Annotated in this window: 14 protein-coding genes and 1 riboswitch; of the genes, 3 read left to right on the top strand and 11 right to left on the bottom strand. The window is 74.8% G+C overall.

The annotated features are described in order from the left end of the window. Positions 1-114: 114 nt before the first annotated feature. Positions 115-594, top strand: coding sequence for a carboxymuconolactone decarboxylase family protein (locus tag ACFU7Y_RS01970; RefSeq protein WP_224284188.1), 480 nt, complete (start codon positions 115-117; stop codon positions 592-594). Beyond that, positions 591-1415, top strand: a complete 825-nt coding sequence (locus ACFU7Y_RS01965; RefSeq protein WP_380766055.1) for an isocitrate lyase/phosphoenolpyruvate mutase family protein — start codon at positions 591-593, stop codon at positions 1413-1415. Before ACFU7Y_RS01970 ends, ACFU7Y_RS01965 begins: the two co-directional genes overlap by 4 nt. 82 nt (positions 1416-1497) lie before the next feature. Here ACFU7Y_RS01965 and ACFU7Y_RS01960 read toward each other — a convergent pair whose 3' ends face one another. From ACFU7Y_RS01960 to ACFU7Y_RS01910, 11 genes are all read right to left on the bottom strand, one after another. Beyond that, a complete protein-coding gene (locus ACFU7Y_RS01960; protein WP_224282970.1) occupies positions 1498-1758 on the bottom strand; it encodes a hypothetical protein in 261 nt (86 codons plus the stop codon). Between the two features lie 43 nt (positions 1759-1801). Continuing rightward, positions 1802-2908 carry a cytochrome P450 gene (locus ACFU7Y_RS01955; protein ID WP_224282971.1) on the bottom strand — a complete coding sequence of 369 codons (1107 nt, stop codon included), beginning with the start codon at positions 2906-2908 and terminating at the stop codon, positions 1802-1804. Then, the gene (locus ACFU7Y_RS01950) at positions 2872-4323 is read right to left on the bottom strand and encodes a cytochrome P450 (RefSeq protein WP_380766051.1); all 1452 of its coding nucleotides are present in this window, start codon (positions 4321-4323) and stop codon (positions 2872-2874) included. Before ACFU7Y_RS01950 ends, ACFU7Y_RS01955 begins: the two co-directional genes overlap by 37 nt. After that, on the bottom strand, positions 4320-4955 hold the full coding sequence (locus tag ACFU7Y_RS01945; protein WP_224282973.1) for an ATP/GTP-binding protein: 636 nt from the start codon (positions 4953-4955) through the stop codon (positions 4320-4322). The genes ACFU7Y_RS01950 and ACFU7Y_RS01945 overlap by 4 nt, the downstream gene beginning before the upstream one ends. Further along, on the bottom strand, positions 4933-5280 hold the full coding sequence (locus tag ACFU7Y_RS01940) for a DUF742 domain-containing protein (RefSeq protein WP_224282974.1): 348 nt from the start codon (positions 5278-5280) through the stop codon (positions 4933-4935). Before ACFU7Y_RS01940 ends, ACFU7Y_RS01945 begins: the two co-directional genes overlap by 23 nt. Continuing rightward, positions 5277-5690: a roadblock/LC7 domain-containing protein gene (locus tag ACFU7Y_RS01935; protein WP_224282975.1), complete on the bottom strand. Its 414-nt coding sequence runs from the start codon at positions 5688-5690 to the stop codon at positions 5277-5279. The genes ACFU7Y_RS01940 and ACFU7Y_RS01935 overlap by 4 nt, the downstream gene beginning before the upstream one ends. Then, positions 5674-6939: a sensor histidine kinase gene (locus ACFU7Y_RS01930; RefSeq protein ID WP_224282977.1), complete on the bottom strand. Its 1266-nt coding sequence runs from the start codon at positions 6937-6939 to the stop codon at positions 5674-5676. The genes ACFU7Y_RS01935 and ACFU7Y_RS01930 overlap by 17 nt, the downstream gene beginning before the upstream one ends. Before the next feature lie 233 nt (positions 6940-7172). Beyond that, positions 7173-9392: a SpoIIE family protein phosphatase gene (locus ACFU7Y_RS01925; RefSeq protein WP_380766048.1), complete on the bottom strand. Its 2220-nt coding sequence runs from the start codon at positions 9390-9392 to the stop codon at positions 7173-7175. A gap of 373 nt (positions 9393-9765) precedes the next feature. After that, a complete protein-coding gene (locus ACFU7Y_RS01920) occupies positions 9766-10332 on the bottom strand; it encodes a TetR/AcrR family transcriptional regulator (protein WP_380766046.1) in 567 nt (188 codons plus the stop codon). A gap of 67 nt (positions 10333-10399) precedes the next feature. Next, complete coding sequence (locus tag ACFU7Y_RS01915) at positions 10400-11227, bottom strand: alpha/beta fold hydrolase (RefSeq protein WP_380766044.1); 828 nt, start codon at positions 11225-11227, stop codon at positions 10400-10402. A 142-nt stretch (positions 11228-11369) separates the two neighbouring features. Next, on the bottom strand, positions 11370-11660 hold the full coding sequence (locus ACFU7Y_RS01910; protein WP_224282597.1) for a YiaA/YiaB family inner membrane protein: 291 nt from the start codon (positions 11658-11660) through the stop codon (positions 11370-11372). A gap of 195 nt (positions 11661-11855) precedes the next feature. After that, a riboswitch (cyclic di-AMP (ydaO/yuaA leader) is annotated at positions 11856-12014 on the top strand. A 13-nt stretch (positions 12015-12027) separates the two neighbouring features. On the opposite strand from ACFU7Y_RS01910, the gene ACFU7Y_RS01905 reads away from it, so the two are divergent. After that, positions 12028-12876 carry a M23 family metallopeptidase gene (locus tag ACFU7Y_RS01905; RefSeq protein ID WP_380766042.1) on the top strand — a complete coding sequence of 283 codons (849 nt, stop codon included), beginning with the start codon at positions 12028-12030 and terminating at the stop codon, positions 12874-12876. Positions 12877-12908 lie beyond the last annotated feature (32 nt).

Genomic DNA, 12908 nt, shown 5'->3' with positions numbered 1-12908 from the left:
ATCGGTCTCCTGCCTGCGATCCTGGCACGGCCGTCCGCACCCCGGAAGTGGCCCAAGGAACGGATGGCCGAACGCACCAGGCCCGTGGGCCGCCGCGCTCCTAGGCTGGCAGCCATGACGACGAACGAGACGGCCGGGGGCCCGGTGCCCGCCCCCGAGCAGCGCCTGCAGATGTTCAAGCTGGCCCCCGACTACTACCAGGCGATGATCGCCGTGGACCGGGCCTCCCGGCAGGGCCTCGACCCTCGGCTCGCCCATCTGGTCAAGGTGCACGCCTCGATGATCAACGGCTGCGCCTTCTGCATCGACATGCACTCCGCCGACGCCAACAAGCTCGGTGAGCAGGACCACCGTCTGCTCTCCCTCCCGGCCTGGCGCGAGACCCCGTGGTTCACCGCCCGCGAGCGCGCCGCCCTGGCCCTCACCGAGTCGATCACCCTGGTGACCCAGGGCCATGTGCCGGACGCCGTCTACGCGGAGGCCGCCGCACAGTTCGACGAGACCGAGCTGGCCCAGCTGATCGCGCTGATCGCCACGATCAACGTCTGGAACCGGCTCAGCATCTCCACCCGGATGAGCCCGGCGGCCAAGTGAGCGCCGTCGAGCAGAAGGCCCAGCGGGAGAAGGCCCGGCTGCTGCGGGAGCTGCACCGCCCGGGCGAGCCGCTGGTGCTGGCGAACGCCTGGGACGTGCCGAGCGCCCGGCTGGTGGCCGGCGCGGGGGCGCGGGCGGTGGCGACGGCCAGCGCGAGCGTCTCCTGGTCGCTCGGCAGCGCGGACGGCGGCGGCGCCGACCGCGAGCAGGTGCTGGCCCGGACCGCCCAGGTGGTCCGAGCGGTCGACCTGCCGGTCACCGCGGACCTGGAGGGCGGCTACGCGGACACCGCCGCCGGGGTCGGCGAGACGGTCGCCGCGCTGCTCGCCACCGGCGCCGTCGGGGTGAACCTGGAGGACGAGGGCCGGGCGGCGGAGGAGGCCGCCGAGCGGATCGCGGCCGCCAGGGCCGCGGCGGACACGGCCGGTGTGCCGCTCTTCGTCAACGCGCGCACCGACGTCTTCCTGCGCGGGATCGGCGCTCCGGAGGGCCGGCTCGACGACGCGGTCCGCCGGCTGCGGGCGTACGTCGCGGCGGGCGCGGACGGGGTGTTCGTCCCCGGGGTGTCCGACCCGGAGACCATCGCCGCCCTGGTCGAGGCCGTCCCGGCGCCGCTGAACGTGCTGGTCGGCCCCGGCTCCCCGGCGGTCGCCGAGCTGGCGAAGCTCGGCGTGGCCCGGATCAGCCTGGGCCCCGGCCTGGCCGAGGTGGCGTACGCGGCGGTCCGCCGGGCCGCCGAGGAGGTGTACGGGCGCGGCACGTTCACCGCGCTCGCCGAGGGGCTGAGCTACCCGGAGCTCAACCGGCTGTCCGCTGGCTGAGTGCCGCGGACCGGGCGCGTGGGACGGCCGGCCGTTCGGGGGTCGGCCGGCCGCCCACGGGCCGTTCGCCGGCCCGGCGATATCAGTTCAGGACCTGCCCGCTGAGCCCCGGGTGGCTCATCTGGCTGGTCCCGATCGCCTCGACCTGGTCGGCGGTCCTGCCGACGACGGGGAGCTTGCCCACGGTCCTCAGGGCGACGTCGGCGGGGGAGAGTTCGAGCCCGTCGGTGAGCCCGCCGGTGACGTCCGGCGAGGAGGCGGTCTGGGTGGTGGCGGAGGCCGCCGGGACGGCGAGGGCGAGGCCCGCCATGGTGAGGGCGGCCAGGGTGGCGAGTTTCTTCATGCCCTGCCGAACGACCCGGACCGCCCTCAGGTAACCGGCCGGCTCAGACCGTCACCCACAGGGTGCGCACGCTGTTGCTGACGAACGAGGCGATCGGCTCGTCGGTCCGGCCCTCCGCACGGGCCAGCCCGGGGAAGCGGGTGAACAGGTGCCGCAGCGCCGTCTCGGCCTCCAGCCGGGCGAGCCCGGAGCCGAGGCAGAAGTGCGGGCCGTGGCCGAGCGACAGGTGCTTGGCGGGCTGCCGGGTGAGGTCGAAGCGGTCCGCGTCCGGGTGGTGCCCGGAGTCCCGCCCGGCCGCCGCGTACGAGGCCAGCAGCGCCTCGCCGCGCCGGATCACCACGTCGCCGACCGCGATGTCCTCGCGCGCGTAGCGCAGCGGGAACTGCCCGACAGGCGAGTCGTAGCGCAGCGTCTCCTCGACCACCGCGGACCACGGCTGCTCCCCGTCCAGGACGAGCCGCAGCTGGTCCGGGTGCGCGAGCAGGGCGCGGACGGCGTTGGTGATCAGGTTGAGCGTGGTCTCGTGCCCGGCGACCAGCATCAGCAGCAGGGTGCCGACCAGCTCGGCCTCGCTGAGTCGGTCGCCGGCCTCGCGGACGGCGATCAGGTCGGTGGTCAGGTCGTCACCGGGCTCGGCCCGCTTGGCCGCCACCACCGAGGCCAGCAGCGCGTTCAGGCCCCGCTGCGCGGCCAGGGCCGCCGCCGGGGTGGCCGAGCTGGAGACCATGGTGTCGGACAGCTCGTGCAGCTCGTCCTGCTGCTCCAGCGCGAGGCCGAGCAGTTCGCCGATCACCTGCATCGGCAGCGGGTAGGCGAAGTGCCGCCGCAGGTCGAACTCGCCCTCCAGCTTCGCGACCTCGTCCAGCAGCGCGATCGTCCGGGCCTCGACGGCGGGGGCCAGGTCGGCTATCCGGCGCGGGGTGAAGGCCTGCGAGACCAGCCCGCGCAGCCGCCGGTGGTCCTCGCCGTCGGCGGTGACCATGCCGGGGACGGCGATGAAGTTGAGCAGCGGCCAGCCCTCCGGCAGCCGTCCCTCCCGGAAGGTGCTCCAGAGCCGGGCGTCCTTGCCGACGCGGGGGTCGGCCAGCAGCGACTGGAGGGTGTCGTGGTGGGTTACCGCCCAGACCACCACCCCGCCAGGGAGTTCCACCAGGACCGCGGGGCCGGCCGCGCGGAGTCGGGCGTTCTCGCCGTGCTGGTCGCGGCCGAAGGGGTCGAGTCTGAAGGGCTCGGCGCGGGTTCCGGAGTCGGTGGTGTCCATGCGGGCCTCTCGGGGGCTGGCGGGCGGGGCGGGGTGAAGGCGCTGTAGAGCACCGGGAGGGCGGTCAGGGCCCGGGACCAGGGGGACGGGCGCCACGTCAACTCACCAGGTGGTACGGCAAGTTGGAGGTCGGGCAGGCGGTGCAGCAGGGTCTCGACGGCGGTCTCGACGATGATCCGGGCCGGGTGCTGGGCCGGGCAGACGTGCCGGCCCGCGCCCCACGCGAGGTGCGCCCGGTTGCCGCCGAGCGAGCCGTGCGTGGCGGCCGAGACGCCCTGCGCGGCCGGGTCGGCGTTGGCCGCGGCCAGACCGAGGACGAGCAGGTCGCCCCGGCTGATGTACTGGCCGCCGAGGACGGTGTCGCTCGTGGCCCAGCGACCGGGGAAGTTCTGCGTCGGCGGGTCGCGCCAGAGCACCTCCTCCAGCGCGTCGGAGACGGTCAGCCGCCCGCCGGTGAGGGTGGCCCGGAAGCGCCGGTCGGTGAGCAGCAGCCGCAGCGTGTTGCCGGTCCAGCAGATGGTGGTCTCGTTCCCGGCGACCATCATCACCACCAGGTGGTGCACCGCCTCCTCGTCGGTCAGCGCGGCCGGGTGGGCCAGCAGCCAGGAGGTGAGGTCGGCGCTGGGCGTGGCCCGGCGGCGCTGCACCAGGTCGACCAGGATCGCGTGGAACTCCTGGTTGGCGCGCACCGAATCGGCGCCGCTGTCGGAGATGTCGTTGATCAGCCGGATGAGGTGCGGACCGGCGTCGGTGGGCAGGCCGAGCAGCTGGGTGAAGACCAGCAGCGGCAGCCGGCGCGCGTACTGGGCGACCAGGTCGGCGGTGCCGTCCGGGCCCCAGCTGTCGATCAGCCCGTTGGCGGCGGCCTCGGTGGTCCCGCGCAGCTGCCGGTGGTCGATCTGGGCGAGCGTGTCGGCGACGGCGGCGCGCAGCCGCTGGTGCTCGGCGCCGTCCAGGTTGAGCAGGGTGGGCCGCCAGGAGGTCATCGGCTGGAGTCGCGAGTCGGCGGCCAGCCGGCCCTCGGCGGGCACCCGCCAGCGCCGCGAGTCCTTGGAGAACAGCGCCTCGTTGCGGGTGAGTTCGAGCAGCTCGGCGTAGCCGAGGACGAGCCAGGCCTCGACCCCGGGCTCCAGCTCGATCGGTGCGACCGGGCCGTAGCGTTCGCGCAGCCGGGCGTACAGGCCGTGCGGGTCCTCGGCGACGGCCGGGCCGTACAGCGGGGTCAGCGGCACGCCCACGGGCAACCCGCCGGGCAGGCTGCCGCCGTGGGCGACGGGGCACCCCGGGGGTTCGGGCGTGGTCATCCCTGGAGCTCCAGGATCGAGTTGCGGTGCAGGTGGTCGACGAAGTCGATCAGCAGGTCGTAGGACTGCCGGCGGTCGCGCGCGTCGCAGTGCAGGATCGGCACCTCCGGCAGCAGGTCCAGCGCCGACCGCAGCTCCTCCTCCGGGTAACTCGGCGTGTCCGGGAAGGTGTTGACCGCGATCGCGAACGGGATGCGCTGCTCCTCCAGCCGGCCGAGCACGTCGAAGCTCTCGTCCGGGCGGCGCAGGTCGACCATGGCGATGGCGCCGAGCGCACCGCGCGACAGGTCGTCCCAGAGCGGCCAGAACCGCTGCTGCCCGGGTGTGCCGAACAGGTACAGGGCGAGCCGCGAGTTGAGCGTGATCCGGCCGAAGTCCAGCGCCACCGTGGTGGTGGTCTTGCCGGGGCGCCCGGTGAGGTCGTCCACGCCGGCGCTGGCGGCGGTCATGGTCTCCTCGGTGCGCAGCGGGGTGATCTCGCTCAGCGAGCCGACCAGGGTGGTCTTGCCGACCCCGAACGGACCGGTGACCAGGATCTTGACCGCTCCCTGCACCGAGGAGGGCAGGTACTGCGGTCCGTCGGCGGACCCGGCGGCCCCGGGGGCGGCTTCAGCGGAGTTGGCGGAGGCCAACGAGCACCTCTTCCAGGAGGGTTGCGGGCAGGCGTTCGGCCTGCGGGACGGGCGGGAGCACCTGCACGGCGCCGAGGTCCCACAGGTCCCCGACCAGCACCTTGACGACGCCTAGCGGCAGCCCCAGGTGGGCCGCCACCTCGGCGATGGACAGCAGGCTGTGACAGAGGTCGAGGATGCGCCGGTGCTCGCGGTTCAGCAGCGCGTCCTCGGGTAGCTCCGGCGGCCCGGGTAACGCGCTGACCAGGCTCTCCACGGCCAGCTCGGCCCGGGTGGGGCGGCTGCGCCCGCCGGTGATGACGTACGGCCGGACCGGGCCGCTCACCGGTGGCCCCCCGCCGCGTGGTCGAAGCGCGGCGGGCTGGTGAGGTGGGTGCCGATCCGCTCGACCAGGACCTGCATCTGGTAGGCGACCAGGCCGGCGTCCACCGCGTCGCCGGTCACCACGGCCAGGTGCGCGCCGGCCCCGGCGGCGACGATGAAGAGGTAGCCGCCGCCGTACTCGATGACGATCTGGCGGGTGGCGCTGCCCGGTCCGCCGAAGCCCGTCGCGACGCCGCGGGCCAGCGACTGCAGCCCGGAGCAGGCGGCGGCGAGCCGTTCGGCGTCGTCGCGCTCGATGCCCTCGCTGCGGCCGATCTCCAGGCCGTCGTTGGAGACGACGACGGCGTGCTGGACCTGCGGGACGGCGATGATGTCGGCGAGCAGCCAGCCGAGGTCAGGGGTGGTGGTCATGGAACTCTCCGGAGCGCTGGGGAAGTCGGGGGGAAGCGGGCAGGGAAGGGCCGGACTGGGCCTGGGCCCGGGCGGCGGAACGGCCGCTGGCGGTTCCGGCCTGGAACATCGCCATGAACGACTGCGCGTCCCGGGCCGAGCGGTAGGGCGGCGCGGGCGGCGGAGGGGGAGCGGCGTGCTGGGCGGGGCGGCCCGTGCGGCCGCGCCGGTGGCTCCGGCGGGGCAGCGGGGGAAGGGTGTCACCGGTGGCGGTGTGCCGGCCGGGCGGCGGGGTCTCCACCAGGGGGTGACCGGCGGGAGCGGCCGGTCGGGGGCCGGGGTTGAACGCCTGGTCGTCCGGCCCGAGGCCGGGGACGGTGGGCGGCAGCGGCTCGGTGAGCAGCGCGTTGGGCAGCAGCAGGACCACGCGCACGCCGCCGTACGGGGAGGGCGCCGAGCTGAGCGTGACCCGGAAGCCGTACTGCTCGGCGAGCCGGCCGACCGCGGCCAGGCCCAGCTGCGGCACCTCGCCCAGCCGGGAGACCTCCAGGGTGCTGCCGCCGGCCAGCGCGGCGGAGGCCTTGGCGACGGCCTGTTCCGGCATGCCGACGCCGCCGTCGTCGATCTCGATGACGGCGCCGTTGTGCACCGGCATCAGGGTGACGAACACCTGGGTGCTGGGCGGGGAGTAGCGGGTGGCGTTGTCCAGCAGCTCGGCGATCGCGTGGATCAGCGCCTCGGCGGCGGCGCCGACCACCGCGGTCTCGATCCGGCTGCGCACCACCACGCGCTGGAACGGCAGGATGCGCGACTGGGCGCCGCGGACGACGTCCTCCAGGGCGACCGGTTCCGGCCAGTGCCGGCCGGCCCGCGCGCCGCACAGCACGGCCAGGGTCTGGGCCAGCCTGGCCTGTTGGGCGGCCGCGTGGTCGGCCTTGAGCAGGCCCTCCAGCAGCGCCGGGTCGTCGTGGGTGCGTTCCATCTCGTCCAGCAGCGCCTGCTGGTCGTGGGCCATCACCAGGATCCGGCGGGCGACGCTGAGGAAGGCCCGCTGGGTGGAGGCGGTGTGCTCCTGCTCCTGCTGGACGGCGGCGAGTTCGGCGCCGCGGCGGGAGAGCTCGGCGGCGAGCTGTTCCTGGACGGCGACGAGTTCACGGTGCAGCCGCTCGGCGCGGCCGCGCTGGGTGACGGACACGGCGCGGTACCGCGCGGCGGCCACGAGGGCGAGGACGGCGAGCACGCCGGTTGCCGTTACGGACCACTGAGTCATCGTCACGCCGCGAATTCTAGGGTGATGATCCTACGAAGGTGTGAACGGATCTCGCCAAGTGACCGGATCTCGTCAATATCAAGTCAATTCGGCGTCAATCGGGAGTCGTTCGACCCCGATCCCCTCGTATGGCGAGACGTCCGGTCGGCCCGGCCGGTCCCCTCGGGAAGCGTCGGAATCGAGCCTGATGGCCGGATCGCGCCCTGCGATGTGTGGGTCCTGTGTGCGGGGTGTCACGGAAGGGGCGTCGTCCGGTGCAGGAGCAGCAGCGCCACGTCGTCCGGCCGGGACCGCCGCTCGGTCACGTTCAGGGTGAGCAGATCGGCCAGCCGCTCCAGCGCCGGCTCCGGGCCGACCTGCCCCGGACCGGTCTGCCGGGCCCACAGTTCGAGCCCGCCGAGCATCCGCTGCACCGACTCGTCGTAGTCCTCCTCACGGTCCTCGACCAGCCCGTCGGTGTACGCCAGCAGCGTCTCGCCGACCGCCAGCCGCTCCACCGCCAGCGGGTACGGCTGCTCCGGGTCCACGCCCAGCGGCGGCCCGCCCGGCAGCTCCAGCTCGACGGCCGCGGCGTCGCCGGTGATCCGCACCGGCGCCGGGTGCCCGGCCCGGGCCGCGGTCAGCACGCCGTCGGCCGGGTCCAGGGTCAGGTAGAGGCAGGTCGCGAACAGCTCGGTGTCCAGCTCGGCCAGCAGCCGGCTGGTGCGGGTCAGGGTGGCGGCCGGGTCGTGCCCGTCCGTCGCGTACGCCCGCAGCCCGCTGCGCAGCTGGCCCATCACCGCGGTGGCCTCGGCGTTGTGGCCCTGGACGTCGCCGATCACCAGCCCGATCAGGCCGTCCGGCAGCCGCAGCAGGTCGTACCAGTCGCCGCCGATCTGCATGCCCTCGGTGCTCGGCAGGTAGCGGGCGGCGCTGGTGATCCCGGACAGCCGGGGCAGGGTCCGCGGGAGCATCGCCCGCTGCAGCTCGGAGGCCCGGTGGTGGTGGGTGTCGTACAGCCGGGCCCGCTCCAGGGACTGCGCCAGGATGCCGGCGAAGGCCGAGTACAGGGTGCGGTCCTCGCGGCTGAACACCCGCTCGCCGGCGAAGGTGATCAGGCAGGAGCCGACCTGCTGCCCGGAGGCGACCAGCGGCAGCACCGCCCAGGCGGCCGGGGTGAGCGGGTCGCGCCGGGTGCGGTCCGCCGAGGGCTCGCTGAACAGTGGGGCGGAGCGGGCCAACGAACGCTGCATCACGTCCTCGGACAGGTCCGCCAGGCGGGTGAGCTCGGTGCGGCGCGGGCCCCCGTGCACGGTGTGCGAGACGGGCAGTAGCCGGCCCTCGTCCACCAGGTCCAGGACGATGCCGGCGGCGCCGAGGGCCGGGCGGGCGACGTCGGTGACGGCGGTGGTGACGTCCCGGACGGTCACCGCCCGGGACAGTGCCCGGGTGAGCGTCAGCAGCAGCGCCGTCCGGGCGGCGGACGGGGAGTTCCGTTCCTCGGCCGGCGGCTGCTCCCGGTGCCCGACGTCGGCCAGCAGCCCGGCGATCCGCACCGGCCGCCCGTGCACGTCCAGCATCACCTCGCCGGACTCCTCGACCCGGGCGGCCCGGCCGCCGGGCCGCAGCACCCGGTAGCCGATCCGGTAGCGGCCGCCGGTGGCCAGCGCCTCGGCGAGCGCGGCCTGCACGTCCGGCAGGTCCTCCGGGTGGACCAGCCGGTCCAGCTCGGGGGCGGCACCGTCCGGGGCGGCCGGGCGGCCCGTCAGCCGGAACGCCTCGGCGTCCCAGTAGCTCTCCCCGGTGACCAGGTCGCGCTCGAAGGCGCCGCACCCGGCGGCCCGCACGGCCAGCGACAGCAGTGGGTGGGCCAGCCCGGCGGGGCGGCCGTCCGCCGCCTGCGGGCCCTCGGGTAACCGCACGCCGTACGGCACCCGGGTGCCGTACGGGAGGTGGGCGTCGGCGTGGTCCAGCAGGTGGGAGAGCCGGTGGGCGCAGGCCTCGGCGACGGTCTCCAGGACGTCCAGGTCGCGGCGCGGGACGGTGCCCCGGTGGGCCAGCGCGAGGGCGAGCGCACCGATCGGCCGCTCGTCCACGACCATCGGCAGGGTGATCACGGCGACCATCCCGGTGCCCATGCCGGCGTTCCTGTTCGGGTAGTCGATGCCGGTGTGCTCGGGGCTGAGCAGGTACGGGCGGCGCAGCCGCAGGGCCATCGCCGCGGGCAGCTCACCGGCCGGATCGACCACGCCGTAGCGCTCGTGCGCCCAGTCCGGCAGCCCGTGCGAGGCGGTCAGCCGGAGCATCCCGGCGGAGTCCAGCAGGTACAGCGCGGACCCCTCGCCGGTGATCCAGCTCGGGCCCTCGGCCAGGACGGTGCCGAGCAGCTCGGCGGCGCTGGTGCAGCCGAGCAGCAGGCGCACGCAGCGCATCGCACTGCGCGTGGGCGCACTGCCGGCGGGCTCCAGGGGCATTGATCCTTGATACCCCATTTCCCCGAACGGTGGACGGAGACCGAGCCGCCGCACCGGTGCCGGCACCCCCGTCCGCGGCATCCCGCACCACCGCGTCCACCGGCCGCCCCGCCGACCCGTGCGGACCAGCAGCCGCCCCACCCCCTCGTCCGGGTGCCGCCCGGGCACCTCCACCCGCGCGCCACCGGCCGCCGTGGCCCACGCCGGAAGCCGGCCGGCCCGACTCCTCACGCGCCGCCGGCGGCCATCGGGCCCCGCGCTTGCGCGGCCTTCTCGTGGTGGCTTGCGCGGCAGGTCGGCCAGGTCGGCTTCCCGCGGGCTGCCGGTGGGTCCGTCCGCACGTGGGGCTCTCGCCCCGGCGCGGGCCGACCGCCTACGCGGGCCAGGTGCGGAGGCCGGTGGTGAGGGTGGTGATGAGGCGGTCGTGGGTGGTGGTGAGGTCTTCGGCGAGTCGGAAGGCGCCGGCGGTGGTGAGGGAGGCGAAGCCGTGGGCGAGGGAGCGGACGGTGCGGGCGGCGTGGATCGCCTCGGAGCCGTCGAGGCCGTACTCCCGCAGGACGGCGATGATCACCCCGACGAGCCGGGCGGCCGCGCGGGCCAGGTCGTCGTCCGGCTGCGGGGCCTGGGGGAGGGCGTTGTAGCGGTGCGGATGCTCGGTGGCGTACGCGTGGTAGGCACGCAGGACGGCGGCGACGGCGTCGTCCCCGCTGCGCCCGACGGCCGCCTCGGCCAGCCGGTCGGCCAGGTCCCCGGTGACCCGGACGGCGATCAGCCGCCGCAGTTCGGCGAGACCGCCGCTGACGTGCTTGTACAGCGAGGGAGTGGCGACCCCGGCCCGGGCGGCGACGGAGGCCAGGGTGAGGGCCTCGGCGCCCTGCTCGTCGATGAGGGCGAGGGCGTGGTCGACGACCTGGTCGGGGGTCAGTCCTGCGCGGGGCATGGGTTCGGGCTCTCCGTACGGGTCGGGACGGGCGGGTCGGGACGGGGCGGGGCGGGGCGGGCGGGGCTCAGCCGAGCTCGGCGAGGAACGGCAGCAGGGCGTCCGCGGTGGCCGCCGGGTTGTCGGCCATGGGGTAGTGCCCGGACCCCTCGATCATCGCCTTTCGCGCGCCGAGTGCGGCGGCCTGCCGGTCGGCGACGAGCTCCGGCTTCGGGAAGTCGGGGTCCTTGCTGCCCATGACCACCAGCGCCGGGCACCGCACCGCGGCCGTCCAGCCGACCGGTGCCGAGTCGCCGTGGACGTACCCGCGGGTGGCGGTCTTCCGTCCCGGGGTGCGCAGCGCGGCGACCAGTCCGTCCACGTACGCGTCGAAGTCGGCGGGCTTGGCGCCGGGGAAGGCGATCCGGCGCAGGCAGAAGCCCCAGGAGGCCGGCCAGTGGACGAGGGCGGCGCCCATCAGGCCCATGACGCCGCGCATCAGGGCGCCCTGCGGCGGGTTCTCGACGAAGGCGTCGAGGAGGACGATCCCGGCGACCCGCTCGGGCGCGTCCCCTGCGGCCTTGACGACGGTCGCGCCGGTGTACGAGTTCCCGGCGAGGACGGCGCGCTCGATGCCGAGGTGGTCGAGCAGGGCGAGCACGTCGCCGGCGATGGCGGCCGGGCTGTAGTCGTCCCAGGTGATGGAGGATTCGCCGAAGCCCCGCAGGTCCATGGTGACGACCCGGTGGCCGGCGGCGACGAGCAGCGGGCGCAGGTGCCGGTACGCGGCCCGGCTGTCGAGCATGCCCGGGAGCAGGACGACGGGGGTGCCGTCGCCCTGCCGGGTGTCGTCGAAGGCGATCCGGCCGCCGGGAACGGTCAGGTACTGGGTGCTCGGGGTGATGGTGCCGTTCATGGGGGGTCCCCTTCGGGCCGTCGGTGCGGGGCATCGGCCGTGCTGCCGATAGCCATAAAGCTAAGGCTAATAGCCTTAGCCGTCAAGCGGTCGGCGGGCGCCGGGCCGGGGTGACGGGCCGGGAGAAAGGGAAGGGGGCCGGTCAGGCCCCCTCGACCTTGAACGGGTCGTGCTCGCTGAGCAGCTTCTCCAGCCGGGCCTGGTCGACCCGGGTGATCATCTCGCTGGACTCCTGCCGGTCCCGGATCACCTTCGCCAGCGTGAACGCGGAGGTGACGGTGTAGAGGAGGCCGATCCCGAGGAAGGCCCGGGTCCACCCGCCGACCGGCAGGTAGGCGATTCCGGCGGCGAGGGCGATGCCCGACAGGGAGAAGGAGAGGACGGCCTGGACGAAGTACGCGGCCGTGGTGCGGGCCTGCATCGGTGCGCTCATGGCGTCAGGATGCGGCGGCCCCGCCGGGCCGCACATGAGTAGGAGTACTCAGATGGGGCCGTGTATGAGGGGCCGTTCGTTGACGTCTGATCACCTTCCCCCGAGCTGCTCCGAACGGATGGCTTGGAATCGGAGCGTCCTAGGATTAACGTTTGATAACGCAGCGCGGTTGTCAACGCCGTACCCAGACGGCACCGTGCGCCGTCGCCTAATCCCACCGACCGGCCTCCGGGCAGGTCAGGGAGCCGGGGAACCACGTTCCTTGGGGTGAATCGGCAGGGCTCCGGCCCGGCCGTAGGAGACCTTCCTGCTCCGAACCCGTCAGCTAACCCGGTAGGCGCGAAGGAAGGAAAGGAGCGCGCCTCCCGTGGCGTCGACGCACACCCCGGCACACCCGGCCGGCTTCGCAGCCGGTACCCAGCTCCTCGACCACCCCGGCACGGACGGTCCCGAGGACTTCGGTCCCGAGGCCTTCGGCCCGGAGGCCGAGACCAACCGCCACCGGATGCCGCGTCAGACCCGCGGAGCCTCCCCACTGCTCGGCGTCACCGCCGTCGCCGCCACCCTGGGTGCCACCGGCTTCGCCTCGGCGACCCCGGCCGCCGCCCCCGCCGTCGAGGCCCCGGACGAGACCGCGGTCGCCCTCTCCGCCGACCCCGGCCTCGCGCTCGCCGCCCGCATCCAGCACCAGGCCGACAGCCAGCGCACCGCCGCCGAGGAGACCGCCCGGCTCCAGGCCGCGCAGGAGGCGGAGGCCAAGGCCGCCGCCAAGGAGGCCGAGGCCAAGCGCGCCGCCGAGGAGGCCGAGCGGGCCAAGGCCGCCGCCCTCACCCTCCCGGTGAACGACTACCGGCTCTCCGCCCACTACGGCCAGAGCGCCCGCTACTGGGCCAACCTGCACACCGGCCTGGACTTCGCCGCCGACACCGGCACCCCGGTCTACGCGCTCGGCCAGGGCACCATCACCTCGGCCGGCTGGGCCGGCTCGTACGGCTACCGGATCGTCGAGACCCTGCCCGACGGCACCGAGATCTGGTACTGCCACCTCTCCTCGATCACCAAGGGCTCCGGCAAGGTCGCCTCCGGCCAGCAGATCGGCAAGGTCGGCGCGACCGGCAACGTCACCGGCCCGCACCTGCACATGGAGGTCCGCCCCGGCGGCGGCGCCCCGGTCGACCCGGAGCCCTGGCTCCAGCAGCGCGGCCTCAACCCCTGACGCACCCGCGCGGAGCCCCCGGCCCGGACACC

Source organism: Kitasatospora sp. NPDC057542 (assembly GCF_042801945.1).
GTDB lineage: Bacteria > Actinomycetota > Actinomycetes > Streptomycetales > Streptomycetaceae > Kitasatospora.
The sequence above is the reverse complement of the archived record's forward strand: the minus strand, read 5'-3'. Positions and strand labels throughout refer to the sequence as shown.

Coding starts and splice junctions, on each gene's coding strand:
- ACFU7Y_RS01970 (WP_224284188.1), top strand. CDS start 115: ATGACGACGAACGAGACGGCCGGGGGCCCGGTGCCCGCCCCCGAGCAG.
- ACFU7Y_RS01960 (WP_224282970.1), bottom strand. CDS start 1,758: ATGAAGAAACTCGCCACCCTGGCCGCCCTCACCATGGCGGGCCTCGCC.
- ACFU7Y_RS01950 (WP_380766051.1), bottom strand. CDS start 4,323: ATGACCACGCCCGAACCCCCGGGGTGCCCCGTCGCCCACGGCGGCAGC.
- ACFU7Y_RS01935 (WP_224282975.1), bottom strand. CDS start 5,690: ATGACCACCACCCCTGACCTCGGCTGGCTGCTCGCCGACATCATCGCC.
- ACFU7Y_RS01930 (WP_224282977.1), bottom strand. CDS start 6,939: ATGACTCAGTGGTCCGTAACGGCAACCGGCGTGCTCGCCGTCCTCGCC.
- ACFU7Y_RS01925 (WP_380766048.1), bottom strand. CDS start 9,392: ATGCCCCTGGAGCCCGCCGGCAGTGCGCCCACGCGCAGTGCGATGCGC.
- ACFU7Y_RS01920 (WP_380766046.1), bottom strand. CDS start 10,332: ATGCCCCGCGCAGGACTGACCCCCGACCAGGTCGTCGACCACGCCCTC.
- ACFU7Y_RS01915 (WP_380766044.1), bottom strand. CDS start 11,227: ATGAACGGCACCATCACCCCGAGCACCCAGTACCTGACCGTTCCCGGC.
- ACFU7Y_RS01910 (WP_224282597.1), bottom strand. CDS start 11,660: ATGAGCGCACCGATGCAGGCCCGCACCACGGCCGCGTACTTCGTCCAG.